Source organism: Micromonospora sp. WMMD967 (assembly GCF_029626165.1).
Lineage (GTDB): Bacteria > Actinomycetota > Actinomycetes > Mycobacteriales > Micromonosporaceae > Micromonospora > Micromonospora taraxaci.
In genome coordinates, this window is record NZ_JARUBK010000001.1 from 2,721,647 (window position 1) to 2,747,311 (window position 25,665).

Sequence of the window (25,665 nt, forward strand, 5' to 3'; positions counted from 1 at the left end):
GCAGCAGTAGCCAGCCGGGTCGTGCCCGGCATATTCCCGTACCGACGACCCCGGGAGCCCTGAGCGACCCGTGTTGATCGTCGTTGGTCTCCTCTTGATCATTGTTCTCACTGCCGCCACCGGCTACTTCGTGGCGCAGGAGTTCGGCTACGTCGCCGTGGACCGGGGCAAGCTGCGTCAGCTCGCTGATGACGGCGACCAGGCCGCTGCCCGGGCCCTGACCGTCACCAGCCGGCTCTCCTTCATGCTCTCCGGTGCCCAACTCGGCATCACCGTCACCGCCCTGCTGGTCGGTTACGTCGCCGAGCCGTACCTGGGTGGTGGCCTGGCCGACCTGCTCGGCGTGGCCGGCGTCAGCGAGGCGGTCAGCCTGCCGCTCTCGGTGGCGTTGGCCCTGGTCATCGCCACCATCGTGCAGATGGTGCTCGGTGAGCTGGCGCCGAAGAACCTGGCCATCGCGCGCGCCGAACAGTTGGCCCGCGCGCTGAGCCGGTCCACCCTCATCTACCTGGCCGTCGCCGGGCCGCTGATCCGGCTCTTCGACCGGGCGTCGATCCGGCTGCTCCGGCGGGTGGGCATCGAACCCATCGAGGAGCTGCCCAGTGGTGCCACCCCTGCCGACCTGGAGCAGATCATCGCCGAGTCCCGCGAGGAGGGCAGCCTGGACGCGGAGATGTCCACGCTGCTCGACCGAGGTCTGGACTTCCGCGAGCTGACCGCCGGGGAGGCCATGGTGCCCCGGGTCGACGTGCACACCGTACGGGCGCACGAGCCGGTCAGCCGGGTGGTCGAGCTGCTGGACACCGGCCACTCCCGCTTCCCGGTGCGCGGTGCGGAGGGCGTCGACGACCTGATCGGCGTCGTCGGCATCGCCGACGTGCTCGGCGTACCCCCGGGGGAGCGGGCGACCACCCCGGTGAGCGCGGTGGCGGGGCCGCCGTTGCTCGTACCGGAGACGTTGCCCCTGCCCACGGTGCTGGACCGCCTGCGGTCCGGTCACCGGCAGATGGCCTGCGTGGTCGACGAGTACGGCGGCTTCGCCGGTGTCATCACCCTGGAGGACATCGCCGAGGAGTTGGTCGGCCCGATCCGGGACGAGGACGACCCACCGGAGCGGGCACCCGCCCGACAGGACGACGGGTCCTGGGTGGTGCCGGCGCGCTGGCGGATCGACGAGGTCGCCGACAGCACCGGAATCGCCCTGCCCGAGGCGCCGGAGTACGACACCCTGTCCGGTTTGGTGATGCGGGAGCTGGGCCGGGTGCCGGAGGTCGGTGACCGGCTGGAGATCAGCCTGCTGCCGGAGGGCGCGGACGGCGAGGTCAACGACGCGGAGCCCCGCGCGTTGGTCGAGGTGCTGGCCGTGGACCGGCACGTGGCCGACTCGGTGCGGTTGCAGCTGACCAAACCCGAGGTGACGGCATGAGCCCCGGAATCGCGTTGTTCAGTTCGGTGATCCTGCTGGCGCTGAACGGGTTCTTCGTGGCCGCCGAGTTCGCCCTGGTGGCCAGCAAGCGGTACCGCCTGGAGCAGGCGGCGGCGAACGGCGGCCGGGCGGCACGCGCCGCGTTGGACGGCGTCCGCGAGCTGTCGCTGATGCTGGCCGGCGCGCAGCTCGGCATCACGCTGTGCACCCTGGGTCTCGGCGCGCTGGCCGAGCCGGCGATCGAGCACCTGCTCAGCCCACTGCTGCACGCTGTGGGCCTGCCGGACGCGGCCAGCCACCTGATCGCTCTGGTCTTCGCCCTCGGGGTGGTGACCTTCCTGCACCTGGTGGTGGGGGAGATGGCGCCGAAGTCGTGGGCGATCACCGACGCGGAGCGCTCGGCGACGCTGCTCGCGTTGCCGTTCCGGGCCTTCGCCCGGGTGTCGCGGCCGGTGCTGTCCGCGCTCAACGCGCTGGCCAACGCGATCCTGCGGCTGTTCGGGGTCAACCAGCAGGATCAGCTCGCCCAGGTGCACGGCCCGGACGAGCTGCGGATCCTGCTGGAGCAGTCCCGCGAGCACGGGCTGCTCGGCGCGGAGCAGCACCAGCTGCTGACCAGCATGCTGGAGTTGCAGGGCACGTCGGTGGCGCAGGTGATGGAACCGTTCGCCACCATGGTCACCGTCCGCCGCAACGATCCGGCCGGCCGGATCGAGGAGGTCAGCCGGGACAGCGGCCGATCCCGCCTGGCGGTGCTGGACGAGCAGGGCGACGTCTGTGGCCTGGTGCACGTCCGCGAGGCGGTACGGGTGGTCACCACCGGCCGCGCCGCGACCGCCGGGGAGTTGATGACTCCCGCGTTCACCCTGCCCGCGACGTCCTCGGTCACCGAGGCGGTGGCGGCGATGCGGGCCCGGCAGTCGCAGCTCGCGTTGGTGCGCAACGGCGGCGGCCCGGCTCGACCGATCGGATTCGTCGCCCTGGAGGACCTCCTGGAGGAGGTCATCGGGGAGTTCGACGACGAGACCGACACGGTCCCGCGCGGACGCCGCCTGCGCTGACCCGCCGACCCGGCCGCGCCGATGTGCGCGGCCGGGGCGGCGCTGCGGGCTTGAGGTCACGCCGACCGGGTAGGCGCGCCGGGTGGGGCCGACGGGGCCCTGCCGGGAGGGGGCGCGCGGTGCGGCTGACGGGAGTGTCCCGGGAGTCCGGTTGGACCGGCCTGTCCGTGCAGACCACGCTCCCCAACCCGAGCACCCGGCCGGGTCTGCGCCTGCCGGGACGGGTGACGGTCGCGGCCGGGCCCGAGGACGTGCTGGTGCGGCACATCCGGCTCGGTCTGGTCACCACTGTCGAACCGGACGACCCGTCCGCCGCCCGGCGACTCGTGCAGTTCCACCAGGTGCCGATCGCCGGTCGGTTCGTCGTACCGGCCGGGCGGCGCAGAGCCGTCGACTTCGCCATGCCGTTGCCCTGGGAGACCCCGGTGACGACCTTCGGTGGGGTGCCGCTGCTGAGCCTGCGGATGGGTCTGCGGACCGAGGTGTCCGTCGACCCCGACCTCGACCAGGGGGCGATGGTGCCCGTCTTCGTGCATCCGCTCCCCACCCAGCAGCACGTGTTCGCGGCGTTGGACACGCTCGGCTTCGCGATCCGCCAGGCGGGTTTGCAGCAGGGTGAGCTGCCCGGGGTGGAGCAGACCCTGCCGCTGCACCAACGCTGGGGTTTCTGGGTGGGGCCGCTCTACGCCGGCCCGATCACGGAGCTTGAGGTGATCTTCGTGACCAACTCGGCGGGCCTGGAGGCGATCCTCTGGATGGATCGCCGGCTGGCGCTGGCCGGCATCACCCACCAGAGCATCAGCAGGTTCCGGATCTGGCACGAGGACGCCGACCGGCGGGACTGGGTCGCCACCGTGGACGGCTGGCTCCGTCAGGCGATCAACCGGCACGCCGCCGCTGCCGCCCACGCCGACTGGTCCGCGCAGATCGGCGGGTCCGCCCATGTCAGCCGACACCCCGACGAGCCGATCCGCCCGGGCTTCGGGCTGGGCGGCACCGCCGGCGGCGCTGGCGTCGGCGGCGGAGGATCCGGTGGCGGCGACGGCACCTGACGGCCGGGGTCAGCCGGCGGTCGCGGTGGCCAGCTTGAGGCTGAAGGCCAGGAACAGGGCGGCCACGGCGGTGGTGCCGCCGGCGGCCAGGCGGCGACGTTGCCGGAACTGGGCGGCCAGGAAGGTGCCCGCGAAGATCAACGCGGTCAGGTAGAGCGCGCTGGTCACCTGGGCGATCAGGCCGAGGAGCAGGAACGACAGCGCCGGCCAGGCGTAGCCGGGGTCGACGAACTGGATGAAGAACGAGATGAAGAACAGGATCGCCTTCGGGTTCAGCAGGCTGATCACCAGCGCCTTGCGGAACGGGCTGCGCATCGCCGCCGGCTCCGCGGCGTCGATGAGCCGCGGCGTGTTCGGGTCGTTGCGGTCGCGCCAGCGCCGCACCGCGCCGAGCAGCATGGTCACCCCGACATAACCGAGGTACGCGGCACCGGCGTACTTGATCACCAGGAACAGCGGCGGGTACGCCTTGAGCAACGACGCCACCCCGGCGGCGGAGAGGAACATCAGCACCCCGTCGCCGACGAACACGCCCGCGGCGGCCCGGTAGCCGACCGCCACCCCTCGTTTGGCAGCGGTCGAGAGCACGAAGAGCGAGTTCGGCCCAGGCAGCAGGATGATGGCCACGGTGCCCAGCACGTACGTCCAGATGTCGGTGATCCCCAGCACGCCCGCCATCATCACGCCACCGGTGCCGTACGGCGAAGTCTTTCCCGCAGCCTGGCCTGTGCGTTCGGCCACTCGTCGACGGTCATCGCGTACTGGACGGTGTCCCGCCAGGAGCCGTCCGGGCGTTGCCGGTGCATCCGCAGGACGCCTTCCCGGGTCGCGCCGAGCCGTTCGATGGCCGCCTGGGAGCGGACGTTGCGGATGTCGGTGTGCCAGGCCACCCGGACCGCGCCCAGGTCGTCGAAGGCACGGCCGAGCAGCAGCAGCTTCGCCTCGGTGTTGATTCCGGTGCGCCACCAGGGCCGGCCGAGGAAGGTGTGCCCGATCGCCACCGCCCGCCGCTCCGGGTCGATCTCGTAGTAGGACGTGCTGCCGACGACCGCCCCGGTGGCCGCGCACCGCTGCACCCAGGCCACCCGTTCGCCCCGGTGGTGGGCGGTCAGGGCGGTGCCGATCACCTCGGCGGTCTCGGCGGGCGTGCGGGGCGGTGCGACGCTCAGGTGCCGCCACACCTCCGGGTCTGCGGTGGCGGTGTGCAACTCGTCGGTGTGGGCCAGGTCCAGCGGCTCCAGCCGGACGTGTTCGCCGTGCAGGGGCACCGGGTCGTGCCACCGAGTGCGGGCCGTGCGCAGGAACGCCGGCAGTGGTGCGGTGACCCCGGCGTCCGGCTCGGGTTGTCCGGCGGTCAACCGCAGCGGCAGCACGCCGGCCCAGTGCGGCAGGTGCAGGTCATCCTCGTCCTCGCGTACCCCACCGCTGCGGGCCCGGACGGACACCTCGCGCAGGGGCAGCGCCAGCACGGCGGTCTCGGCCAGCTCCCGTCGGCTGGGCGGGCGGGTGTCGGTGCTGCGTCCCGGGCCGACCTTCTCCACCAGCGCGGTGAGCATGGCGAGCTTCTCCCGCTCGTCGGTGACCAGTCGGGCGGTGCCGTGCGCGACGACCGAGCGGTAGTTGGCGCTGTGGTGGAACTGGGAACGGGCGAAGACCAGCCCGTCGAGCACCGTCACCACGACGCAGACCGGCAGCCCGTCGCCCCGGGCGGCCAGCAGCGGCCGGCTCCCCGTGGATCCGTGCAGGTAGAGGGTGTCGCCGATGCGTACGTGCAGGGTGGGCAGCACCCGTGGCTGGCCGTCGACGGTGAACCCGAGCGCGCAGTCGTACGCCTCGTCGAGCACGGCGTGGGCGGCGGCCTCGTCGTAGCTCATCCTGTCGCGGGAGCGGTGGGGTGTGGTCCGGGCGGTGGGTGGATACATGCGCGCGCCCCTTTGTTCTAGTACAATTTCTTATTTGTGTCAGCACGCTATCAGCTCAGTGGTACGACGGCCGTCGAGATTTCGGCCGGCATCGAGTCGGGCATCCGTACCGGCGCGCTGTCTCCGGGGGCCGCGCTGCCACCGGTGCGGGCGCTCGCCGCCGACCTGGGTGTCAGCCCCGCCACCGTCGCCCGCGCCTACCAGGAGCTGCGCCAACGTGGCCTACTCGTCACCGCCGGACGACACGGCACCCGGGTCCGCCCTCGCCCCCCGGTGGCCGCCCGCCGCTCCGCGCTACGCCCGCCATCACTGCCCGGGGCCCGGGACCTGTCCCGGGGCGAACCCGACCGCCGGCTGCTCCCGCCACTCGGCCCGCACCTGGCGGCGCTCGCCGCCGGCACCGGCCCGTCGGTCAGCTACTCCGAGGCCGGCGTGCTGCCCGAGCTGGCCGAGGCCGCCCGGGCCCGACTGGACGCCGACGGCGTGCCGGCCGAGGAGCTGACCATCACCGGCGGCGCGCTGGACGGCATCGAGCGGCTGCTCGGCGCCCACCTGCGCCCCGGCGACGCGGTCGCTGTGGAGGACCCGGGCTGGGCCAACCTGCTCGACCTGGTGGCCGCGCTGGGGCTTCGCCCGATCGGCGTACCGGTGGACGACGAGGGGCCGATGGTGGCCGGGGTGGCCGCCGCGCTCGCGGCCGGAGCGCGGGCGCTGGTGGTCACCAGCCGAGCCCAGAACCCGACCGGCTCGGCCGTCTCCGCCGAGCGCGCCGAGGCGCTGCGCACGCTGCTCGACGGCCGGCGAGACCTGCTGCTGGTCGAGGACGACCATGCCGCCGAGCTGGCCCGCGTACCCCTGCATCCCCTGGCCGGGGCGACGGCGAGCTGGGCCTTCCTGCGGTCGGTGAGCAAACCCTTCGGCCCGGACCTGCGGCTCGCGGTGCTGGTCGGCGACGAGACGACTGTGGCCCGGGTGGCCGGTCGGACCCGGGTCGGGGCCGGCTGGGTCTCCACGGTGCTGCAACGGCTGGTCCTCGCCCTCTGGAGCGACCCGGCGGTGGACGAGCTGGTGCGGCGGGCCGCGCAGAGCTACGAGCAGCGACGCGACGGGCTGCTGACCGCGCTGGCCGAGCACGGCCTGCGGGGGCACGGCCGCAGCGGCATCAACGTCTGGTTGCCGGTCCCGGACGAGACCAGCGCGGTCACCGCGTTGCGCGACGCCGGATGGGCGGTGGCCCCCGGCGCTCTCTACCGGATCGCCGCCGCGCCCGCCGTGCGCGTCACGGTCAGTTCGCTGCACACCGACGACCTGGCCCCGTTGGCCGCCGCCCTGGCCCACGCCGCCAACCCCACCCCGCCCCCGGGGTTCCCCACCTGACCGGCAGCGCTCCGCCGCCGTGCGCCCGGTGTCGGCGGGACTTACGGTTCGCGCAGAAAGTAGGAGGTTGCGAGGATTCGGGGTTAAAGGGCAGGGTATGCGGGCCGCCGGAGGTGGGACCATGGCTTCTCCCGGAGCACGCAAGGGAATCTGGATCGTGGTGGCGCTGGTGATCATCATCATCGTCATCGTGCTGATCGCTATCGCGTCCGGTGGTGACGGTGGCGGAAACGGTTACTGACGTGGTTCGACCGGCGGGCGTACCCGGCACCAGGCATCGAACGGGTATATAACAGTCGGCATGGCCGAGCAGACCGGGAACGCCCCGGGCGCCCAGCGGTTCATCCCGCCCGACGCCGACACCATCGACGCCCTGCGCACCGCCGCCGGCGGCTGTCGGGGCTGCGAGCTGTACCGGGACGCCTCGCAGACGGTCTTCGGCCGAGGCGACGAGAGCGCCCGGGTGGTGCTGGTCGGCGAGCAGCCGGGCGACATGGAGGACCAGAAAGGGCTGCCCTTCGTCGGCCCCGCCGGTCGGCTGCTGCGTCGCGCCGTCGACGACGCCGGGCTGGACCCGCGCCACCTCTACCTGACGAACGCCGTGAAGCACTTCCGTTTCGAGCTGCGCGGCAAGCGGCGGATCCACCAGACCCCCGACCAGGTGCACATCACCGCCTGCCGACCCTGGTTGGTCGCCGAGTTCGCCCGGCTGCGCCCGGAGATCGTGGTGGTGCTCGGCGCGACCGCCGCCAAGGCGCTGCTCGGGCCGTCCTTCCGGGTCACCCGGCAGCGGGGCGAGTTGCTGCCCTGGCCCGCCTCGGCCCAGCACCCGGAGGACTTCCAACGCGTGCCGGTGGACAACGCCGGTAAGCGGGCCGACGCGCCGCAGGCTCGCCTGCTGGCCACCATCCACCCGTCCGCGGTGCTGCGCGCCGACGACCAGGACAAGGCGTACGAGGGCCTGGTCGCCGACCTCACCGTCGTCACCCGCGCCCTGCCCGACTGACGCCGAATCGTCCACGATCGACAGTGCGCCGAGGGATTGCGCCGCGGTCGTGGGTGGGTAACGAGAGTCGATGGACCTTGACAGCGACGCACGTCGTGCCGATGCGCCTGCCGGGGGCGGGGAGGGGCGGCGGCGGTTCCTCGAACGGGCGCCCGGTCTCCAGCTCATTGCCGTCTACTGGGTGCCGGTCACGGTGTTCGTCGGGCTGCCGGTTCGCTGGCTCTTCGACCGGCAGGAGTCGCTGGTCGATGCCGTGCTGGGCGGTGCCTGGAACGCCGTCTGCATCGGTCCCGCGATCTACATCGGCCGGCTGGCCGCCGGCGAGCAGGCCGCGCGGCGGGACCCCGAGGGGTACGCGCTGCGCGAGGCACTGCGCACCGGCACGGTGCCCGAGGATGAGGCCACCCGGGCCGCACTGCCCGGCTACCTGGCCGGACAGCGGCGGGCCACCTGGGCGGCGCTGCTGGTCATCCTCACGATCTGTCTCGGCCTGTTCCTGCTGGCTCTGCTCGCCGCCGACAACGAGGGCTCCGTGGTCCTCTCCGGGGCGGTAGCCGTCGTCAGTGTGGCCGTCGCCGTGCTGACGCTGACCCGAATTCGCCGGCTCGCATCCCTGCTGGTGGCCGACCCACCGAGGTCGCCCCGATAGACACCGCGCTCAGCGCCTCATTGTGATCTTGCTGAACGTCCCCGTTCCCGCCGTCGGCGTGCCCGGCGGCCGCGGACGAGCCGATACCTACCGGAAACGGCATCGCGCGATTCACGAAACAGCCTCTCTGCAAACTCATGCAAGTCGATCTTGTAGGGGAGGCGCGATGAGCGGTCAGACACAGTCGACGGTGAGCCGGCGTGGGTTCCTGCGGGCGGTGGGAGTCAGCGGTGGTGCCGGCGCGATGCTCGCCACGATGGGCGCGATGGGCCTCGCACCCAGTGCGGAAGCGGCGGTCACCCCCGCATTCCGGCCGCCCGAGCGGTCCGACTTCACGCTGACCGGGCGGCCGGGTGCCAGTGTGGTCATCCTCGGAGGCGGCATCGCCGGTCTCACCGCCGCCTACGAGTTGGGCAAGGCGGGTTACCGCTGCACGATCCTCGAGGCGCGGCACCGGGTCGGCGGGCGCAACCTGACCATCCGTGGCGGCGACGTCGAAACCGACCTCGATGGACGGACGCAGCGGGCGGGCTTCTCCGACGGGGTCTACTTCAACGCCGGGCCGGGCCGGATCGCGCAGTGGATGGTGACCATGGACTACTGCCGGGAACTCGGAGTGCCCGTCGAGGTCTTCACCAACCAGAACGCCGACGCCTGGATCTACAACGAGTCCGCCGGTATGACCGAGCCGGTCCGGTACCGCACGGCCAAGGCCGACGTGTACGGCTACGTCTCGGAACTGCTGGCGAAGGCCACCGACCAGGGCGCGCTGGACGCCCAGCTCACCGCCGAGGACCGGACCCGGCTCCTGTCGTTCCTGCAGAGCTTCGGTGCGATCGGCGGACGCACCAACGGATGGGCGTACACCGGGACCAGCCGTCGGGGCTTCGCCGCCTATCCGGGGGCGGGCAACGACGTGGGCAGTCCTCTCGGTGCGCCCCCGGCGCTCTCCGACGTCTTCGCCAGCAACGTCGGCCGGTACTTCTCCTTCGAGTTCGGCTACGACCAGGCCATGCTGATGTTCCAGCCGGTCGGCGGCATGGACCAGATCCCCCGGGCCCTGGCCAAGGCGGTGGGGCCGCACCGGATCCGGCTCGACGCCGAGGTGACCGGGGTGACCGACCGGGGCGGCGCCGTCGAGGTGACCTATCGGCAGGGCTCCCGGCAGGCGCAGATCACCGCCGACTACTGCGTGGCCACGCTGCCGCCGCACCTGATGGCCCGCGTACCGCACAATCTCGGCACGGCGGTGACCGCCGCCCTGGCCGACTTCCCGGTCACCGCCGCCGGCAAGATCGGTCTGGAGTACCGCAGCCGCTGGTGGGAGGCCGACCAGCGGATCTACGGCGGCATCACCGAGACCGACCTGGACCTGTCGCACATCTGGTACCCGTCGCACGGCTTCCACGGCAAGCGCGGCCTGGTCGTCGGCTACTACAACACCGGTGCGAACGCCCGGACGTACAGCGGGCTCACACCCGAGCAGCGCAGGGAGCGTGCGGTCGCCCAGGGTGTGAAGATCCACGGTGACAAGTACCGCAGCGAGCTGGTCACCTCGTACTCCCACGCCTGGGACCGGACGCCTTTCATCGAGGGCGCCTGGACCTCACCTCGCTACGGCACGGCCGGGTACAACCTGCTGCTCCAGCCGGCCGGGCGGGTCTACTTCGCCGGGGACTGGCTGAGCCACGAGGTGGCCTGGCAGCACGGCGCGTTCGTGGCGGCCCGCTCGGCGGTGTCGTCGCTGCACCAGCGCGTGATGGCCGGCTGACCGACCCGGCCGGCCGGGCGTATCCGCCCCGCGCCCCGCGCCCCGCCCCGCGCCCGACCGCCCCGCGCCCGACCGCCCCGCGCCCGACCGCCCCGCGCCCGACCAAGATCTGCGCAACTTCGGGGAAAGTGCTGCCTCCGGGCACCTTGAGACAGCAACATCCCTGATGTTGCGCGGATCAAGCGAGGGCGAGGGCGAGGGCGAGGGCGGGGCGGCGCCGGGCGCGGGGCGATCGGGCGCGGCGCGGGGCGCGGCGGGTGCGGGACGCGGTGGCGCGTGGTGCGGGGCGGCGGGCGGCGGGTTGGGTGCGCGAGGATGGGGACACCCACTTCGTAAGGAGCGTCGATGGCCACCGACCTGACCGCGCCGGGCACCGCCGCTCCCCCCGACATCGCGTCGATCCAGCGCCGTACCCTGCGGCTGCTCTTCACCACCCAGATCGTCGGCGGTGTCGGCGTCACCATCGGCATCGCGGTGGGCGCGCTGCTCGCCGCGCGGATCGCCGGCACCGCGGTGGCCGGTGTGGCACAGAGCGCCGGGGTGGTCGGCGCGGCGTTGCTCGCCGTCCCGGTCACCCGGATCATGGCGCGGCACGGCCGGCGACCAGGGCTGGTGGTGGCGTACGCGATCGGTGCCGTCGGCGGCGTGCTCGTGGTGCTGTCCGCGATGACCCACTGGATCCCGCTGCTCTTCCTCGGCATGTTGCTCTTCGGCGGGGGCACCGCCGCTAACCTCCAGGCCCGCTACACGGCCGTGGACCTCGCCGAGCCGGCCCGTCGGGGGCGGCAGCTCTCCCTGATCGTCTGGGCGACCACCATCGGTGCGGTGGCCGCGCCGAACTTCGCCGCCCTGGCCGACCGGGTCACCACCGGCTGGGGGTTGCCCCCACTCGCCGGCCCGTTCGCGTTCAGCTCGGCAGCGTTCGTGCTGGCTGCCGTCGTACTCCTCGGGTTGCTCCGGCCCGACCCGCTGCTCACCGCGCGGCGGCTCGCGGCGGCCGACACGCCAGTCGTGCCGCCGACCGACGCCGCGCCCACGGCCGCGGTGGCGGAGGCACCGGCCGCCGCGCCGGTAGCGGTGCGCGCGCCGCGCGGCGCGGGGATGCGGGCGGCCTGGGCGGTGGTACGCGAACGGCCCGCCGCCCGGCTCGGCATCGCCGCCGTGGCCGTCGGTCACCTGGTCATGGTGGCGGTGATGGCGATGACCCCGGTCCGGCTCGGCGAGTCGCACGCCGACGCCGACGTGCTGCGCCTGGTCGGCATCGTGCTGAGCCTGCACATCGCGGGCATGTACGCGTTCTCCCCGGTGGTGGGGTGGCTCACCGACCGGCTCGGTCGGCGGGCCGTGATCCTCGGTGGGGTCGGGTTCCTACTGGCCGCCTGCGCGGTCGCCGGCACCGCCGGGCACCACACCCCCCGACTCTCGGTGGGTCTCGTCCTGCTCGGGCTGGGCTGGTCGGGGACGATGGTGGCCGGCTCGACGCTGCTGTCCGAGTCGGTGCCGACCGGGGTGCGGCCGAGCGTCCAGGGGTTCTCCGACCTGGTCATGGGGTTGGCCGGGGCCGCCGCCGCCGTGGTCAGCGGGTTTGTCATGCAGTTCGCCGGTTATCCCGTGCTCACCCTGCTCGCGGCGGTCGCGGCGGCGCCCCTGGTGGCGCTAGCGTTGCGCCCGGTGCCGACCGGGGCACCGGACGAGGAGGGCTGATCACGTGCGGCTGACCGACTTCTGGGCGCGCTTGGAGGAGGCGTTCGGGCCGGGCTACGCGGCGAGCATCGCCCGCGACCAGGTGCTGTCCCAGCTCGACGGACGGACCATCGAGCAGGCGTTGGCGGCGGGTGAGCGGACGAACGTGGTGTGGCGGGCGGTCTGTGCCGCGTACCCCGACCGAGTGCCCGCCCGACTACGCTGAGCAGCCTTTTCGTCACTTCCGCGTGTCGCTTGTCGAGTCGTACACCTGTTCGGCTATTGTCCACAGCGGGGTGCTCGTCCACAGCTCGCGGCCCGTCGGCTGGTTTTCTGTCGGACCTAGCGCCTAGCGTGTCCGCGTGACGCGAAGCTCAGCAAAGACGCCGGCGAAGGCAGGGGTGGCAACCATGGCAGCAGGGCCTGACCGGGAGAAGGCACTCGACCTTGCTCTCGCTCAGATCGACAAGCAATTCGGCAAGGGCTCGGTGATGCGGCTGGGGGAGCGGCCCGTCGTCCAGACCGCCGTGATCCCGACCGGCTCCATCGCGCTCGACGTGGCGCTCGGTGTGGGTGGTCTGCCGCGGGGTCGGGTGATCGAGGTCTACGGCCCCGAGTCCAGCGGTAAGACCACGGTGGCCCTGCACGCGGTGGCCAACGCCCAGCGCAATGGCGGCATCGCCGCCTTCATCGACGCCGAGCACGCGCTCGACCCGGAGTACGCGAAGGCCCTCGGTGTCGACACCGACGCGATGCTGGTCTCCCAGCCGGACACCGGCGAGCAGGCGCTGGAGATCGCGGACATGCTGATCCGCTCCGGCGCGCTCGACATCATCGTGATCGACTCGGTGGCGGCCCTGGTGCCGCGCGCCGAGATCGAGGGCGAGATGGGCGACAGCCACGTGGGTCTCCAGGCCCGGCTGATGAGCCAGGCCCTCCGGAAGATCACCGGTGTGCTCAGCAACACCGGCACCACGGCGATCTTCATCAACCAGCTGCGGGAAAAGATCGGTGTCATGTTCGGCAGCCCGGAGACCACCACCGGTGGTCGGGCGCTGAAGTTCTACGCCTCGGTCCGGCTCGACGTGCGACGCATCGAGAGCCTCAAGGACGGCACCGACGTGGTCGGCAACCGCACCCGGGTCAAGGTCGTGAAGAACAAGGTCGCCGCGCCGTTCAAGCAGGCCGAGTTCGACATCATGTACGGCAAGGGCATCTCGCGTGAGGGCTCGCTGATCGACGTCGGCGTGGAGCAGGCGATCATCCGCAAGTCCGGAGCGTGGTACACGTACGACGGCGACCAGCTCGGTCAGGGCAAGGAGAAGGCTCGGGAGTTCCTGAAGGAAAACCCGGACGTGGCCGCCGAGATCGAGAAGAAGATCCTGGAGAAGCTCGGTGTCGGTGTCGGCGCGGGTGACGCCGCCGGTGGCCCGGAGCTGCCGCCGGTCGACTTCTGACCGGTCGCTGACCCATGGCAGGACGACGCGCCCGTACGGGGCGGGGCTGGGATGCCAGTCCGCCCCGTACGGGCGACGCCGCTGACCCACCGCGTCCCCGTCGGGGACGCCGGGCCGAGTCGTCGGCGGACGAACCGGCGCCCCCACCGCGCGACGAGTCCGAGGTGGCGCGCGAGATCTGCCTGCGCCAGCTCGCCGTCCGGCCACGCACCCGGGCCGAGCTGGCCGGGGCGTTGGCCAAGCGGGGCATCTCCGAGCAGGTGTCGGCCGAGGTGCTCGACCGGTACGACGAGGTCGGCATCATCGACGACGCCGCGTTCGCCCGGGCGTGGGTGTCCAGTCGGCACACCGGTCGCGGGCTGGCTCGCCGTGCCCTCGCCAACGAGTTGCGCCGTAAGGGCGTCGACGGTGACGTGGCCACCGAGGCGTTGGGTGAGTTGGACGAGGAGACCGAGGCGGACACCGCCCGTGGTCTCGTGGAGCGCAAGCTGCGTACGGCCCGAGGCGAGCCCGATGCGGTCTTCCGCCGGCTGGTGGGCATGCTGGCCCGCAAGGGCTACCCGCCGGGGGTCGCGATCCGGGCGGTAAAGGACGCGCTGGCGGCGCAGAGCGCCGAGGCGGCCGAGTTCGCCGAGCAGATCGACGCCGACGCGCTGGCCGACGTCGAGGGTGATCTGGACCGCGACACCCGCGCGGTGGAGTGACCGGCCCGCAGGGCTGACGGGGCTCGACGGTGACGGCGGGCGGCGGCTCGGTGGCGACGTCATGGTTGTCACAAAGTCGGCTCTGCTCACTGGGTCGTCGTGCCTGAACAGGTACGACATGTCAATCGCGCCTGCCAGGTCGCCGTTTTTGTCACCCTGTGTCCGCAACGACATCAGCTTTGGGTGACGATTCAACTTCTCTCCGTTCGGGGGGTTTGATCATGAGTCCTTGACCAGAGCACCCCCGGAGACCTAGCCTCGCCATACAGGCTCACATTGCCCGACCATTGCAGGCTAAGCGCACAACATAGATCGCGTAACAAGACAGCATCACTTTGGCCGACTCCGCGGCCTTTGGCGGCAGCTCCGGACTGGCCGGTCCGGGACGCCGCGACAACTGCACCCGGTCGCCGACGTTGCCCGCGGGCACCGCCGGCGGAGAGAGCTACCCACGGCCAGCCGCTCCGGTCGGGCGTCCACAGCCGCAGGAGTGTGCCCCGGCACGGTCGCTGCGGTCTCGACGTTAGGGGAGGCGGCCATGGCGGGGCGGCGGCACAGGTTCACCGGTAGACCCGACGGGGTCCCGGCATGAACGCCTTCGATGTCGTGCTCCTCGCGGCCGTCCTCGTCCTCGCGGTGGTCGTGATCGGGGCCGTGCTGGTGGGCATCCGGACGATGCGCCGGATGGGTGCCGGGCCGGCTCCGGAGGATCCCGCCTTCATCGCCGAGAAGGATCGTCAGGAGCAGTCGCTCGCTGCCCTGCGAACGGCGGCCGACGAGGCGAACAGCACGATCGACGTGGCGAAGTCCGCGGCTGCGGCAGCCCGTACCGAGGCGGCGGCGGCGAAGGCGGAGGCGAAGGCGGCCCGCGCCGAGGCGCGTCGGGTGCTCGACGACGCCCGCGCCGAGGCGGACACCGTCCTGGAGCGCGCCCACAAGCAGGCCGAGGCGGACGCCGAGCAGCTGCGGACGGCAGCGCGGCGCAGCGGCGAGCGGGAGGTCGCGGTGCTGGCCGCCACCACCCGGGAGCAGGCCGCCGAGGTGGAACGCCGGGCCGCCCGGATGGACGAGCGGGAGCGGATGCACACCGAGGAGGTGGAGCGGTTCGCCGAGCGGGAGCGGCAGCTCACCGCCGCGAAGGCCGACCTCGCCGCCCGGGAGTCAGCGCTCGCCCAGCGGGAGGTCGAGCTGGCCGAGTCGGAGGAACTCCGGCGCCGGGAGTTGGAGCGGGTCGCCGGGCTCACCGCCGAGTCGGCCCGACTGGAGCTGGTCGAGGCGATCGAGACGTCCGCCAAGCGGGAGGCGGCACTGCTCGTCCGGGACATCGAGTCCGACGCGCGCAACACCGCCGAGCAGCGGGCCCGACACATCGTGGTGGACGCGATCCAGCGGGTCGCCAGCGAGCAGACCGCGGAGAGCGTGGTCAGCGTCCTGCACCTCCCCGGTGACGAGATGAAGGGGCGGATCATCGGCCGGGAGGGGCGCAACATCCGCGCCTTCGAGTCGGTGACCGGCGTCAACCTGATCATCGACGACACCCCCGAGGCGGTGTTGCTCTCCTGCTTCGACCCGGTCCGCCGGGAGGTGGGCCGGCTGACGCTGGAAAAGCTGGTGCTGGACGGGCGGATCCACCCGCACCGGATCGAGGAGGTCTACGACCTGGCCCGGCAGGAGGTGGAGGAGCTCTGCCTCCGCGCCGCCGAGGACGCCCTGGTCGAGGTCGGCATCACCGAGATCCACCCGGAGCTGGTGACCCTGCTCGGCCGCCTGCGCTACCGCACCTCGTACGGGCAGAACGTGCTCAAGCACCTGGTCGAGACCGCCCACATCGCCGGCATCATGGCGGCCGAGCTGCGGTTGGACGTGCCCATCATCAAGCGGTCGGCGTTCCTGCACGACATCGGCAAGGCGCTCACCCACGAGGTGGAGGGCAGCCACGCCATCATCGGCGCGGACCTGGCCCGTAAGTACGGCGAGCACGAGGACGTGGTGCACGCCATCGAGGCGCACCACAACGAGGTGCCCCCGCAGACCATCGAGGCCGTCCTCACCCAGGCGTCCGACGCCTGCTCCGGCGGTCGGCCGGGCGCGCGTCGGGAGAGCCTGGAGGCGTACGTCAAGCGGCTGGAGCGGATCGAGGAGATCGCGGCCGGCAAGCTCGGCGTGGACAAGGTCTTCGCCATGCAGGCCGGCCGGGAGATCCGGGTGATGGTCAAGCCGGACGACGTGGACGACATCGGGGCTGCCGTGCTGGCCCGCGACGTGGCCAAGCAGATCGAGGAGGAGCTGACCTACCCGGGTCAGATCCGGGTCACGGTGGTCCGCGAGTCCCGGGTCACCGAGATCGCCCGGTAGTCGCAATAGGGAAAGGGGCCAGCCCGGTTTTCCGGGCTGGCCCCTTTCGTGCGTGCTGAGCGTCAGAGTGCCTGGGTGTCAGATGCCCGTGCCGTGGCTCTCTGCCTGGGACATCAGCGCCGCAGGCGGCGGGTTCTGTGCCGGGGTGCCAGCGGTCTTGCGGCCCTTGGCGAGCCGGTGCTGGACGTACTGGGCGAGCTTCGACAGCGAGTAGTTCACCACGATGAAGAGCACGGCGATCACGACGTAGACCTGGATCGGGTTGCTCAGCGCGCCGATGATCTGCTTGCCGATGTTCAGGGTCTCCTCGTAGCTGATGATGAACCCGAGCGAGGTGTCCTTGAGCACCACGACCAGTTGGCTGATCAGGGCCGGCAGCATGATCCGGAAGGACTGCGGCAGCAGGATCATCCAGGTGGTCTGGAGCGGGGAGAGCCCGATGGCGGAGGCTGCCTCCCGTTGACCCCCCGGCAGCCCTTCCATGCCGGAGCGGAGGATCTCGCCGATCACCACCGAGTTGTAGATGGTGAGGCCGATGACCAGATACCAGAGGTTGTCGAAGTAGAGGCCGAACTCGGGAAAGCCGCGGGCCACGAAGAAGATGGTGATCACCACCGGCAGGCCGCGGAACACCTCGACGCAGACCCGGGTGATGGCCGACAGCAGCGTGCTCAGCCCGCGCAGCAGGTACGCCAGCGGCGTGGCGAGGCCGGTGAACCTGCGACCGGTCAGGCTCTTGAGCTGGATCCGCAGCACCGCCAGGAGCGTGCCGACCACCAGCGAGGCCACGATGGCCATCGCCGCCGCGATCAGGGTGTTCTTGAAGCCGAGGCCGATCCGTTCCCACACCAGGGAGAAGTTCTCGTTGGAGGGGTCGACGAGCGGCCCCCACAGCTCCATCGACAACTGGCCCTTCTCGTCCAGCGGTCGGTAGATGAGGAAGTACGCCCCGACGAGCAGGACCACCCCGGCGACGATGCTGCTGAGCAGGGTGATCCGCCGCTGCCGCGGCCCGGGAACGTCGTAGAGGACGCTGGTCTGCTGACTCATCGGGCCACCGCCTGTCGCTTCTCGATCCGGTCCAGCAGTGCGCCGAGCGGCACCGTCATGATCAGGTAGCCGATCGAGATGCCGATGGCGACCGGGATGAAGGCGTACCCCTCAGCGCCGGTGAGCTGATCGGCCGTGGCGGACAGGTCACCGACGACTCCGAAGAAGCCGGCCAGCGCCGAGTTCTTGATCATCGCGATGATCACCGAGCCGAGCGGCACGATGGAGGCCTTCCACGACTGCGGCAACACCACGTACCGCAGGTTCTGCCCGAACGTCAGGCCCAGGGAGCGCGCAGCCTCCGCCTGGCCGGCGGGCACCGCATTGACCCCGGACCGCAGCGCCTCACAGACGAACGCGGCCGTGTACAGCACGAGGGCGATCAGCGCGAACCGGAAGTACGGCAGATCGGTGCCGAGCCGGGTGAACAACGAGTCGACCACCGGGATGCGGAGGAAGTCCGCGTTGGAGCCGAGCGCCGGCAGGCCGAACGCGGCGAAGAACATCACCACGGTCAGCGGCATGTTGCGGAAGACGTTCACGTAGGCGGTGCCGAGAGCGCGTAGCGGCGGCACCGGCGAGATGCGGAGCACCGCCACGATGGCGCCCAGGATGAGGGCGCCGATCGCGGCGAGGACGCAGATCTGGAGGGTGAGCCAGAAACCACCCGCAAAGACGTCGAACTTGTCGATGAGCACGTTCACGGGTCGGTGTTCCTCCCCACCCTCCAGATCGAAGGATCAGATCAGTAGCGGTTGATGGTGGGCGCCGAGCCCAGTTCCGCGCCGAACTTGCCGGCGGTCTCGTCCCAGGCCTTCTTCCAGCTGCCGTCGGCGACCGCCTTGTCCAGCGTGTCGTTGATGAAGCTGCGGAAGTCCGCGTCGTCCTTCTTCACGCCGATGCCGTACGGCTCCTTGGTGAAGTTGCTGCCGGCCAGCTTGAAGGAGGCCTCGTCCTTGGCGATGTAGCCGAGCAGGATGACGTTGTCAGTGGTCACGGCGTTGACCTGGCCGCCCTTGAGGGCGTCCCGGCACTTGTCGTAGGTGTCGAAGAGCACCAGCTGGGTGCCGACGTCCTTGACGTACTGCTTGATCGTCTCGGCCGGGGTGGAGCCGGTGACCGAGCAGACCTTCTTGGTGCCGTCCTTGAACGAGTCCGGACCGGTGATCGTGGTGTCGTCCTTCTTGACCAGGATGTTCTGGCCGGCCTCGTAGTACGGGCCCGCGAAGGCGATCCGCTCCTTGCGCTTGTCGTTGATCGTGTACGTCGCCGCGACCAGGTCGACGGTGCCGTTGACGATGACGTCCTCGCGGACCTTCGAGGGGGCCTCGACCCACTCGATCTTGTCCTCGGGGATGCCGAGCTCCTTGACGATGATCTTGGCGATCTCGACGTCGAAGCCCTCCGGCTTGCCGGAGAGGCCCTTCAGGCCGAAGCCGGGCTGGTCGAACTTGGTGCCGACCTTGATCTTCTGAGCCTTGTTCAGCTTCTCCATGGTGCTGCCGGCGGCGAAGGACTTGCTGCCAGCGCCGGTGCCCTCCCCGCCGTCGTCGCCACCGCAGGCGGTGAGGCCGAGCACCAGAGCGGCGACCGCGGCGACTGCCGCAACGCGCGTGATACGCATACTCTTCTCCTTCTTCGACGGAGCCCACCGAGTGCGGCGCGCTCCACTACGGACGCCTAGTGCGTGAGGATCTTGGAGAGGAAGTCTCGGGCCCGCTCGCTGCGCGGGTTCGCGAAGAACTCCGCGGGCGGGGCGTCCTCTACCAGTTGCCCGTCGGCCATGAAGATGACCCGGTTGGCGGCGTGCCGCGCGAACCCCATCTCGTGCGTGACCACGACCATCGTCATGCCGTCGCTGGCCAGCGAGGTCATCACGTCCAGCACCTCGCCCACCATCTCCGGGTCCAGGGCGCTGGTGGGCTCGTCGAAGAGCATCGCCTTGGGCTGCATGGCCAGCGCCCGGGCGATGGCCACCCGCTGCTGCTGGCCGCCGGAGAGTTGGGCCGGGAACTTGTCCGCCTGGTTGGCGATGCCGACCCGGTCGAGCAGGGCCAGGCCGCGCTCACGGGCGGCGGCCGGCTTCTCCTTGCGGACCTTGATCGGGCCGAGGGTGACGTTCTCCAGGATGGTCTTGTGCGCGAAGAGGTTGAAGGACTGGAAGACCATCCCCACCTCGCTGCGCAGCTTCGCGAGGGGCTTGCCCTCGGCCGGCAGCGGCTGGCCGTCGAAGGTGATGGTGCCGGAGTTGATCGGCTCCAGTCGGTTGATGGTGCGGCACAGCGTCGACTTGCCGGAGCCGGACGGGCCGATCACCACGACCACCTCGCCCCGACCCACCGACAGCGAGACGTCGTCCAGCACGTGCAGCGGCCCGAACCACTTGTTGACCGCGTCCAGCACGATGAGCGGTTCGCCCGTCGTCACGTCGTCCACCGTCCCCTGTCGTCTCCCGGATCGGGGTCGGTTGACCCCCGGTGCGGCCACTGTAGGCGGCCTGATGTGGCGGAACGCAACTCAGCGGGTCACGGAGCGGTAACACCGGTCACGATCGTCGTCGCGGGTCCGATTTCGGTCACCGTCTGGGCGGCCGCGGTAGCGATCGTGGCGCGTTGTCGAGATCATGAGGGAATGACCGAACCGGTACGGCTGACTCGTTACGCCCGCGGCGGTGGCTGCGCCTGCAAGATCCCTCCGGGCGAGTTGGAGATCATGGTGGCCGGTCTCGGCCCGGCGACCGGCACCGCCGAGTTGCTGGTCGGGCTGGACCACGGCGACGACGCGGCGGTGGTACGCCTCGACGAGCGGACCGGCCTGGTCAGCACCGCCGACTTCTTCACTCCGGTGGTCGACGACGCGTACGACTGGGGTCGGATCGCCGCGGCCAACGCGCTCTCCGACGTGTACGCGATGGGCGGCACCCCGCTGGTGGCGCTCAACCTGCTCTGCTGGCCGCGCGACGTGCTGCCGATGGAGTTGGCGGGCGAGGTCCTGCGCGGTGGGCAGGACGTGGCCCGGGAGGCCGGCTGCCACCTGGCGGGCGGGCACAGCGTGGACGACGACGGCCCGAAGTACGGGCTGGCGGTCACCGGCACGGTCCGGCCCGAAGAGATGATCACCCTGGACGCCGGGCGGGCCGGCTTGCCGTTGTCGCTGACGAAGCCGCTCGGGGTGGGTGTGTTGAACACCCGGCACAAGAACACCGGTGAGAGCTTCCCGCAGGCGGTGGCGTCGATGAGCGCGCTCAACCGGGACGCCGCCCGCGCGGCGGTCGCCGCCGGCATCCGGTGCGGCACCGACGTGACCGGGTTCGGTCTGCTCGGGCACGCCTCGAAGTTGGCGCGGGCCAGTCAGCTCACGGTGGCCATCGACACGGCGCGGGTGCCGTACCTGGAGGGCGCCCGGGAGGCGTTGCGCGACGGCTACGTCAGCGGCGGCAGCCAGCGCAACCTGGCGTGGGTGACGCCGTGGACCGATTTCGGCTCTGCCGGGGCGGACGAGCGGTTGCTGCTGGCCGACGCGCAGACCTCCGGCGGCCTGCTGGTGGCCGGTGAGGTGCCCGGCGCGCCGGTGGTGGGCGAGTTGCTGCCGCGTGGCGAGCACCTGGTCGTCCTGCGCTGAATGATCCGTAACACCTGGCCGGGGCCCGCGAGGAACGTGAGGACACGCGGTGGCGGTGGTGCGGCGGGCGCACCGTACCCGATAAACTGTCACCTTCCCGCTACTCCGAGCAATGCCGCTCAGGGAAATTTTGCCCGGAATGGTCACAGACCGGTAACTTGCGCCCGGCTGGGGTCAAATGCCCTCCACCATCGTCAGTAAGGCCCGATCCGGAGGCCGGTGGGGACGAACGCAGCGAGGAGGCGAAATGACCGAGCTGTGGAACTGGAGAATCGACGGGGCTCAACCCGTCCAGGTCTACCCGGCGCTGGCCGAGGCCATTGGTCGGGTGGTGATGCCGTTGGCGGTGGCCGATCCGGCCCGGCTGCCGGCGTACGCGGTGGTGTGCGACGTCTGGGAGGCGCCGGGCGAGTTCGCGACGGTGGTGGACATCTACGGGGTGCCCGAGCGGCTCCCCGAGCACGCCAGCATCGCCGCGCTCGCTCGACTGCTCGGCCGCAACTGCCTGTTGCGCGACGACACGCTCGACGCGGGCCGGCACCTGCTGGTGGCCCCGGACGGCACGGTGCGTCCGGTGCACTTCGACGTGCGGGACACCGACGACGGTGAGGTGCTCACCCGGAAGCGGCTCTGCACGTTGGGCGACCCGGGTTGCCGGGGATGGTCGCAGTGTCACCGCTCGCGCTGGGCGCCCGACACCATCGCCCCGGCGCTCGCCGCGGCCTGACCGCGTAAACGCGCCGCGGCCTGACCTCGTAGAGAGGTCGGGCCGGGCGACCCGATGGTCAGTGGGACGCGGCGGCCGGCCGGTCCGGGGTGCCCGAGCCGGCACCCCGCACCACCAGCTGGTCGAGCAGCGTGCGCGTCGCCTCGGCCACGGCGGCCACCGCGGCGTCGAACGCGGCGGCGTTGTGCGCGGCGGGCGCCCGGAAGCCAGAGATCTTCCGGACGTACTGCAACGCCGCCGCCTCGACGTCCGCGTCCGTCACCTGCGGGGTGAACGGCTCGCGCAGCGTCTTGATGCTCCGGCACATGTGCGCTCCTCCTCTGTCGGGCCCGGCGGTCTGCCACCCGTGGTGCCGGCGACTGTACCGACGGTGACACTTGGTCGATATTTGTCTATCCTGGTCACGGACCAGAGCCTTTCGAGCCATTGTCGTCGCTCGCGCTCCCAGCGCCCCGGGCCCCCGGAGACTCATTGTGGACCACGCCCCCACCCGATCACCCCGTCCCGACCTGGATGACCTCACCCGCAGCCTGCACACTCCGCTGGAGCGGATTGCCGTCGAGCACGCCGATCTGGTCGAGGCGGTCCGCAGGCGCGTCGTCGCGGGCCAGTCCGTGGCATCCGGCAGTGTCGCCGTCGCCGCCTTCAACTCGTCCATCTGACAGATGACCTGCCGGTGCGGTGCACCCGGAGCGGATGGATCCTGCCGGCGGATCAGCCAGTTCGTGCTGAAGGTGCACAGCCGGTGCGACCTCAGCTGCGACCACTGCTACGTCTACCAGCACGCCGACCAGACCTGGCGGGACCGACCGCTGCGGATGTCGGCGGCCACGGCCCGTTCCGCCGCGCGGCGCATCGCCGAGCACGCCCGCGAGCACGGGTTGCCGACCGTGCACGTGGTGCTGCACGGGGGTGAACCCCTGCTTCTCGGTGCCGCCGGGCTGCGCGAGGTGCTGGCCGAGCTGCGCACGGCGATCAGCCCGTGGACGCGACTCGACCTGCGCATGCAGACCAACGGCGTACTGCTCGACGAGGACCTGTGCCGGCTGTTCGTCGAGTACGGCGTACGGGTCGGCGTGTCGTTCGACGGTGATCGCACGGCGAACGACAGGCACCGGGTCTTCGCCCACGGCGGCAGCAGCTACGACCACGTTCGGCGGGCCCTGGCCCTGCTCCGGCAGCCCGGGTTCCGCGGCAGCTACGCCGGCATCCTGTGCACCGTCGACGTCCGCAACGACCCCGACCGGGTGTACGAGGCGTTGGTTGCCGAGAGCCCGCCCCGGGTCGACCTGCTGTTGCCACACGCCACCTGGGACGATCCGCCGCAGCGGCCCGGTGGTGCCACCCCGTACGCGGACTGGCTTCTCCGCGTCCACAGCAGGTGGGTGGACGACGGGCGCCCCGGGTCCTTCCGGCTGTTCGAGGCGCTGCGGCCGGGCGGCGGGGGCACCGAGGCGTTCGGCCTCGCGCCGGCCGACGTGCTGGTCATCGAGGCGGACGGCAGTTGGGAGCAGGTCGACTCGTTGAAGACGGCGTACCACGGCGCGGCCGGCACCGGGTTCGACGTGTTCGCGCACTCGGTGGACGAGGCCGCCCGGCACCCCGGTGTCGCCGTCCGCCAGGAGGGCGTGCAGGGGCTCTGTGCGACGTGCCGGGCCTGCCCGGTGGTCGACCGGTGTGGTGGCGGTCTGTACGCCCATCGCTGGCGCACCGGCTCCGGCTTCGACAACCCCTCGGTCTACTGCGCCGACCTGCTCCGCCTGATCGAGGGTGTGGACGCGTACACGACGCCCGCCCACGAGTGGGCCAGTCCCGCACCGGCCGACGAGATGCTGGACGACCTGGCGACCGGGCACGGGTCGCCGCAGACCGTCAGACGGCTCGCCGACGACCAGGTGGCCATCACCCGGATGTTGGTGACCGCCTGCCGGGAGATGTTCGGCCCCACGGCCGCATGGGAGGTGCTCGCCGACCTCGAGGTGACGGCGCCGGCGGTGGTCCGAGCGGTCCTGGAACACCCGTTCATCCGTCCGCGGCTGGTGCGTCGTCTCGACCCGTCGACCCGATCCGATGTCCGCCAGGCCGTCGACCCGCTGCCGGCCATCGCCGTCGCCGCTGCCGTCCGGGCGGGCGTACCCGTCACAGTGGACGTTCCGGTGCGGCCTGACGTGATCACGGTGCCCACGCTCGGCAGTCTGGTGCTGCCCGGTCTGGGGGAGAGCGCCGAGGTGACCGTCCAGCCCGGGGGTTTCCGGGTCCGGGGTGGTTCGGCGGCCCGGACGGTCCACCTCGACTCGGGTCAGCCGTCGGCCGGTTGGCGACCGACACGCGACGTGCTGGTGCCCGGTGGGCGGCTGCTCATCGAGGACGACGACCCGTACCGGGACTGCTACGGCCAGTCGGTCGCGCCCGGCCTCACGACCGCGGCGGTGCGGGCGTTGGGGCGTACCCTCGCGGAGGCATGGAAGGTCGTGCACCGCGATGTGCCGGCACACGGGGCGGTGCTGGACGGCAACCTGCGGGCCGTCGTGCCGCTGATGCCTGATCCGGAGCGCCCCCTGCGGAGCGCGACCGCCCGGCACGCGTTCGGCGCGGTCGCCGTCACCCCCTACACCGACGCGGAGACGATGGCGGTGTTGCTCGTGCACGAGTGGCAGCACGCGAAGCTCGGCGCGGTGCTCGACCGGTACGACCTGGTCGCGCCGGGTCAGGGCGCGGCGATCCGGGTGCCCTGGCGTCCCGACCCGCGGCCACCCGAGGGCGTCCTCCAGGGGGTGTACGCCCACCTGGCCGTCACCCAGGTGTGGCGGTCCCGGGCGGCGACCGAGGGCGGGGACGCGTCGGCGCACGCCGCCCGCTACCTCGCGTGGACCCGGGCCGGCGTCGACGCCCTGCTGGCCAGCCGATCGCTCACCGCCGCTGGTGAGCGGTTCGTCGACGGGTTGCGCCACGCGCTGGAGGAGCCCCGTGTCGGGTCCCGATGAGCGGCCCTGGCCGATTCTGGGGCGGCCCCGCCTGGCCGACGACCTGCGGGCGCTGGGGGTCCGGCCGGGTGTGTGCCTGGTGGTGCACTGCGGGCTGCGACGGGTGGGCCCGCTCGAGCACGGCCCGGCGACGCTCGCCGGGGCCCTGCGGGACGTTCTCGGTCCCGCCGGCACGCTGCTGGTGCCCACCCACAACGACGGCAACTCGACGACCTCCCGGGCCCACCTGGCGGCCGTCGCCGGCATGGACGGGGCGCAGCGCGACCGCTACGAGGCGACGCTGCCGGGCTGGGACCGCCACACCCCCTCGCAGCGGATGGGCGCCCTCGCCGAGTACGTCCGCTGCGCGCCGGGCGCGGTGCGCAGCGACCACCCGCAGACCTCGTTCGCCGCGCTCGGCCCTCGGGCCCGTCAGCTCACCGACGGCCACGACCTCACCTGCCACCTGGGGGAACGGTCACCGGTGGGCAACCTGTACGCGGCCGACGGGCAGGTCCTGCTGCTCGGCGCGGGCTACGAGGCGTGCAGCGCCCTGCACCTGGCCGAGTACCGGCTGCCGGTGCCGCCGCCGGAACGCGACTACCACTGCTTCCGGCTCGTCAACGGGCGGCGGGTCCGTCTCGACTTCCACGCGCTCGACCTGGACGACACCGACTTCCCCAAGGTCGGCGCCGCACTCGACGAGATGCCCTTCGTCCAACGCGGTCGGGTCGGCCGGGCCGAGGCTCGCCTACTGCCGGCACGGGCCGTTGTGGACTTCGCCGTCGGCTGGTTCGCCGCGAACCGCTTGGCAGCGCGGCGTTGACGCGGGGACTACGCT

24 protein-coding genes are annotated in these 25,665 nt (G+C 71.7%); 17 read left to right on the forward strand and 7 right to left on the reverse strand.

Going from position 1 to position 25,665, the window contains the following annotated elements; translation table 11 throughout:
- The first annotated feature begins 70 nt into the window (after positions 1-70).
- The 3 genes from O7631_RS12770 (at position 71) to O7631_RS12780 (ending at position 3,539) form a co-directional block, all read left to right on the forward strand.
- Positions 71-1,426, forward strand: coding sequence for a hemolysin family protein (locus O7631_RS12770; protein ID WP_278144418.1), 1,356 nt, complete (start codon positions 71-73; stop codon positions 1,424-1,426).
- Entirely contained in the window at positions 1,423-2,487 is a 1,065-nt protein-coding gene (locus O7631_RS12775; protein WP_145784960.1) for a hemolysin family protein, read from the forward strand. The genes O7631_RS12770 and O7631_RS12775 overlap by 4 nt, the downstream gene beginning before the upstream one ends.
- Positions 2,488-2,606: 119 nt before the next feature.
- Positions 2,607-3,539, forward strand: a complete 933-nt coding sequence (locus tag O7631_RS12780; RefSeq protein WP_269680532.1) for a sporulation protein — start codon at positions 2,607-2,609, stop codon at positions 3,537-3,539.
- 9 nt (positions 3,540-3,548) lie between these two features.
- Here the strand turns inward: O7631_RS12780 and leuE are convergent, their stop codons facing one another.
- Both leuE and O7631_RS12790 read right to left on the reverse strand, forming a co-directional pair.
- Entirely contained in the window at positions 3,549-4,220 is a 672-nt protein-coding gene (leuE, locus tag O7631_RS12785; RefSeq protein WP_278147923.1) for a leucine efflux protein LeuE, read from the reverse strand.
- Positions 4,220-5,461, reverse strand: coding sequence for a bifunctional pyridoxamine 5'-phosphate oxidase family protein/GNAT family N-acetyltransferase (locus tag O7631_RS12790; RefSeq protein WP_278144419.1), 1,242 nt, complete (start codon positions 5,459-5,461; stop codon positions 4,220-4,222). The genes leuE and O7631_RS12790 overlap by 1 nt, the downstream gene beginning before the upstream one ends.
- 36 nt (positions 5,462-5,497) lie before the next feature.
- Between O7631_RS12790 and O7631_RS12795 the strand changes: the two genes are divergently transcribed.
- The 9 genes from O7631_RS12795 to rny all read left to right on the forward strand — a co-directional run bounded on the left by O7631_RS12795 (position 5,498) and on the right by rny (position 16,463).
- A complete protein-coding gene (locus O7631_RS12795; RefSeq protein ID WP_278144420.1) occupies positions 5,498-6,838 on the forward strand; it encodes an aminotransferase class I/II-fold pyridoxal phosphate-dependent enzyme in 1,341 nt (446 codons plus the stop codon).
- A gap of 301 nt (positions 6,839-7,139) precedes the next feature.
- Positions 7,140-7,844, forward strand: coding sequence for a UdgX family uracil-DNA binding protein (locus tag O7631_RS12800; RefSeq protein ID WP_278144421.1), 705 nt, complete (start codon positions 7,140-7,142; stop codon positions 7,842-7,844).
- 70 nt (positions 7,845-7,914) lie between these two features.
- Entirely contained in the window at positions 7,915-8,493 is a 579-nt protein-coding gene (locus O7631_RS12805) for a hypothetical protein (RefSeq protein WP_278144422.1), read from the forward strand.
- Between the two features lie 166 nt (positions 8,494-8,659).
- Positions 8,660-10,264, forward strand: coding sequence for an FAD-dependent oxidoreductase (locus O7631_RS12810; protein ID WP_278144423.1), 1,605 nt, complete (start codon positions 8,660-8,662; stop codon positions 10,262-10,264).
- A gap of 345 nt (positions 10,265-10,609) precedes the next feature.
- Positions 10,610-11,968 carry an MFS transporter gene (locus tag O7631_RS12815; RefSeq protein ID WP_278144424.1) on the forward strand — a complete coding sequence of 453 codons (1,359 nt, stop codon included), beginning with the start codon at positions 10,610-10,612 and terminating at the stop codon, positions 11,966-11,968.
- A 4-nt stretch (positions 11,969-11,972) separates the two neighbouring features.
- Positions 11,973-12,173, forward strand: coding sequence for a DUF3046 domain-containing protein (locus O7631_RS12820; protein WP_088990915.1), 201 nt, complete (start codon positions 11,973-11,975; stop codon positions 12,171-12,173).
- Positions 12,174-12,357: 184 nt separating this feature from the next.
- Positions 12,358-13,404, forward strand: a complete 1,047-nt coding sequence (gene recA / locus O7631_RS12825) for a recombinase RecA (protein WP_088990914.1) — start codon at positions 12,358-12,360, stop codon at positions 13,402-13,404.
- Positions 13,405-13,418: 14 nt separating this feature from the next.
- On the forward strand, positions 13,419-14,108 hold the full coding sequence (locus O7631_RS12830) for a regulatory protein RecX (RefSeq protein WP_278144426.1): 690 nt from the start codon (positions 13,419-13,421) through the stop codon (positions 14,106-14,108).
- Positions 14,109-14,696: 588 nt separating this feature from the next.
- A complete protein-coding gene (gene rny / locus O7631_RS12835) occupies positions 14,697-16,463 on the forward strand; it encodes a ribonuclease Y (RefSeq protein ID WP_269680524.1) in 1,767 nt (588 codons plus the stop codon).
- A 78-nt stretch (positions 16,464-16,541) separates the two neighbouring features.
- Here rny and O7631_RS12840 read toward each other — a convergent pair whose 3' ends face one another.
- From O7631_RS12840 to O7631_RS12855, 4 genes are read right to left on the reverse strand one after another with little or no spacing between them, the layout of a single operon-like run.
- Positions 16,542-17,513, reverse strand: a complete 972-nt coding sequence (locus tag O7631_RS12840) for an amino acid ABC transporter permease (protein WP_278144427.1) — start codon at positions 17,511-17,513, stop codon at positions 16,542-16,544.
- On the reverse strand, positions 17,510-18,217 hold the full coding sequence (locus O7631_RS12845; protein WP_278144428.1) for an amino acid ABC transporter permease: 708 nt from the start codon (positions 18,215-18,217) through the stop codon (positions 17,510-17,512). The genes O7631_RS12840 and O7631_RS12845 overlap by 4 nt, the downstream gene beginning before the upstream one ends.
- A 41-nt stretch (positions 18,218-18,258) precedes the next feature.
- Positions 18,259-19,137 carry a glutamate ABC transporter substrate-binding protein gene (locus O7631_RS12850; RefSeq protein WP_278144429.1) on the reverse strand — a complete coding sequence of 293 codons (879 nt, stop codon included), beginning with the start codon at positions 19,135-19,137 and terminating at the stop codon, positions 18,259-18,261.
- 56 nt (positions 19,138-19,193) lie between these two features.
- Positions 19,194-19,949, reverse strand: a complete 756-nt coding sequence (locus tag O7631_RS12855) for an amino acid ABC transporter ATP-binding protein (protein ID WP_278144430.1) — start codon at positions 19,947-19,949, stop codon at positions 19,194-19,196.
- A gap of 195 nt (positions 19,950-20,144) precedes the next feature.
- Here O7631_RS12855 and selD point away from each other — a divergent pair, with 195 nt between their 5' ends.
- Entirely contained in the window at positions 20,145-21,134 is a 990-nt protein-coding gene (gene selD, locus O7631_RS12860; protein WP_278144431.1) for a selenide, water dikinase SelD, read from the forward strand.
- A 247-nt stretch (positions 21,135-21,381) separates the two neighbouring features.
- Positions 21,382-21,861 (forward strand): hypothetical protein, encoded by a 480-nt coding sequence (locus O7631_RS12865; RefSeq protein ID WP_088990907.1) that lies wholly within the window; start codon positions 21,382-21,384, stop codon positions 21,859-21,861.
- A gap of 58 nt (positions 21,862-21,919) precedes the next feature.
- Here O7631_RS12865 and O7631_RS12870 read toward each other — a convergent pair whose 3' ends face one another.
- Entirely contained in the window at positions 21,920-22,168 is a 249-nt protein-coding gene (locus tag O7631_RS12870) for a DUF2277 family protein (RefSeq protein ID WP_269680518.1), read from the reverse strand.
- 166 nt (positions 22,169-22,334) lie between these two features.
- On the opposite strand from O7631_RS12870, the gene O7631_RS12875 reads away from it, so the two are divergent.
- From O7631_RS12875 to O7631_RS12885, 3 genes are all read left to right on the forward strand, one after another.
- On the forward strand, positions 22,335-22,523 hold the full coding sequence (locus O7631_RS12875; protein WP_278144432.1) for a hypothetical protein: 189 nt from the start codon (positions 22,335-22,337) through the stop codon (positions 22,521-22,523).
- 63 nt (positions 22,524-22,586) lie between these two features.
- Positions 22,587-24,845: an FxsB family cyclophane-forming radical SAM/SPASM peptide maturase gene (locus tag O7631_RS12880; protein ID WP_278144433.1), complete on the forward strand. Its 2,259-nt coding sequence runs from the start codon at positions 22,587-22,589 to the stop codon at positions 24,843-24,845.
- Complete coding sequence (locus O7631_RS12885; protein ID WP_278144434.1) at positions 24,829-25,650, forward strand: AAC(3) family N-acetyltransferase; 822 nt, start codon at positions 24,829-24,831, stop codon at positions 25,648-25,650. The genes O7631_RS12880 and O7631_RS12885 overlap by 17 nt, the downstream gene beginning before the upstream one ends.
- The last annotated feature ends 15 nt before the right edge of the window (positions 25,651-25,665 follow it).

What these genes read in the sequence shown, in the direction of transcription:
- O7631_RS12775 (WP_145784960.1), top strand. Translation starts at nt 1,423, where the DNA reads ATGAGCCCCGGAATCGCGTTGTTCAGTTCGGTGATCCTGCTGGCGCTG.
- leuE (WP_278147923.1), bottom strand. Translation starts at nt 4,220, where the DNA reads ATGATGGCGGGCGTGCTGGGGATCACCGACATCTGGACGTACGTGCTG.
- O7631_RS12790 (WP_278144419.1), bottom strand. Translation starts at nt 5,461, where the DNA reads ATGTATCCACCCACCGCCCGGACCACACCCCACCGCTCCCGCGACAGG.
- O7631_RS12800 (WP_278144421.1), top strand. Translation starts at nt 7,140, where the DNA reads ATGGCCGAGCAGACCGGGAACGCCCCGGGCGCCCAGCGGTTCATCCCG.
- O7631_RS12805 (WP_278144422.1), top strand. Translation starts at nt 7,915, where the DNA reads ATGGACCTTGACAGCGACGCACGTCGTGCCGATGCGCCTGCCGGGGGC.
- O7631_RS12810 (WP_278144423.1), top strand. Translation starts at nt 8,660, where the DNA reads ATGAGCGGTCAGACACAGTCGACGGTGAGCCGGCGTGGGTTCCTGCGG.
- O7631_RS12815 (WP_278144424.1), top strand. Translation starts at nt 10,610, where the DNA reads ATGGCCACCGACCTGACCGCGCCGGGCACCGCCGCTCCCCCCGACATC.
- recA (WP_088990914.1), top strand. Translation starts at nt 12,358, where the DNA reads ATGGCAGCAGGGCCTGACCGGGAGAAGGCACTCGACCTTGCTCTCGCT.
- O7631_RS12830 (WP_278144426.1), top strand. Translation starts at nt 13,419, where the DNA reads ATGGCAGGACGACGCGCCCGTACGGGGCGGGGCTGGGATGCCAGTCCG.
- rny (WP_269680524.1), top strand. Translation starts at nt 14,697, where the DNA reads ATGAACGCCTTCGATGTCGTGCTCCTCGCGGCCGTCCTCGTCCTCGCG.
- O7631_RS12840 (WP_278144427.1), bottom strand. Translation starts at nt 17,513, where the DNA reads ATGAGTCAGCAGACCAGCGTCCTCTACGACGTTCCCGGGCCGCGGCAG.
- O7631_RS12850 (WP_278144429.1), bottom strand. Translation starts at nt 19,137, where the DNA reads ATGCGTATCACGCGCGTTGCGGCAGTCGCCGCGGTCGCCGCTCTGGTG.
- selD (WP_278144431.1), top strand. Translation starts at nt 20,145, where the DNA reads ATGACCGAACCGGTACGGCTGACTCGTTACGCCCGCGGCGGTGGCTGC.
- O7631_RS12865 (WP_088990907.1), top strand. Translation starts at nt 21,382, where the DNA reads ATGACCGAGCTGTGGAACTGGAGAATCGACGGGGCTCAACCCGTCCAG.
- O7631_RS12870 (WP_269680518.1), bottom strand. Translation starts at nt 22,168, where the DNA reads ATGTGCCGGAGCATCAAGACGCTGCGCGAGCCGTTCACCCCGCAGGTG.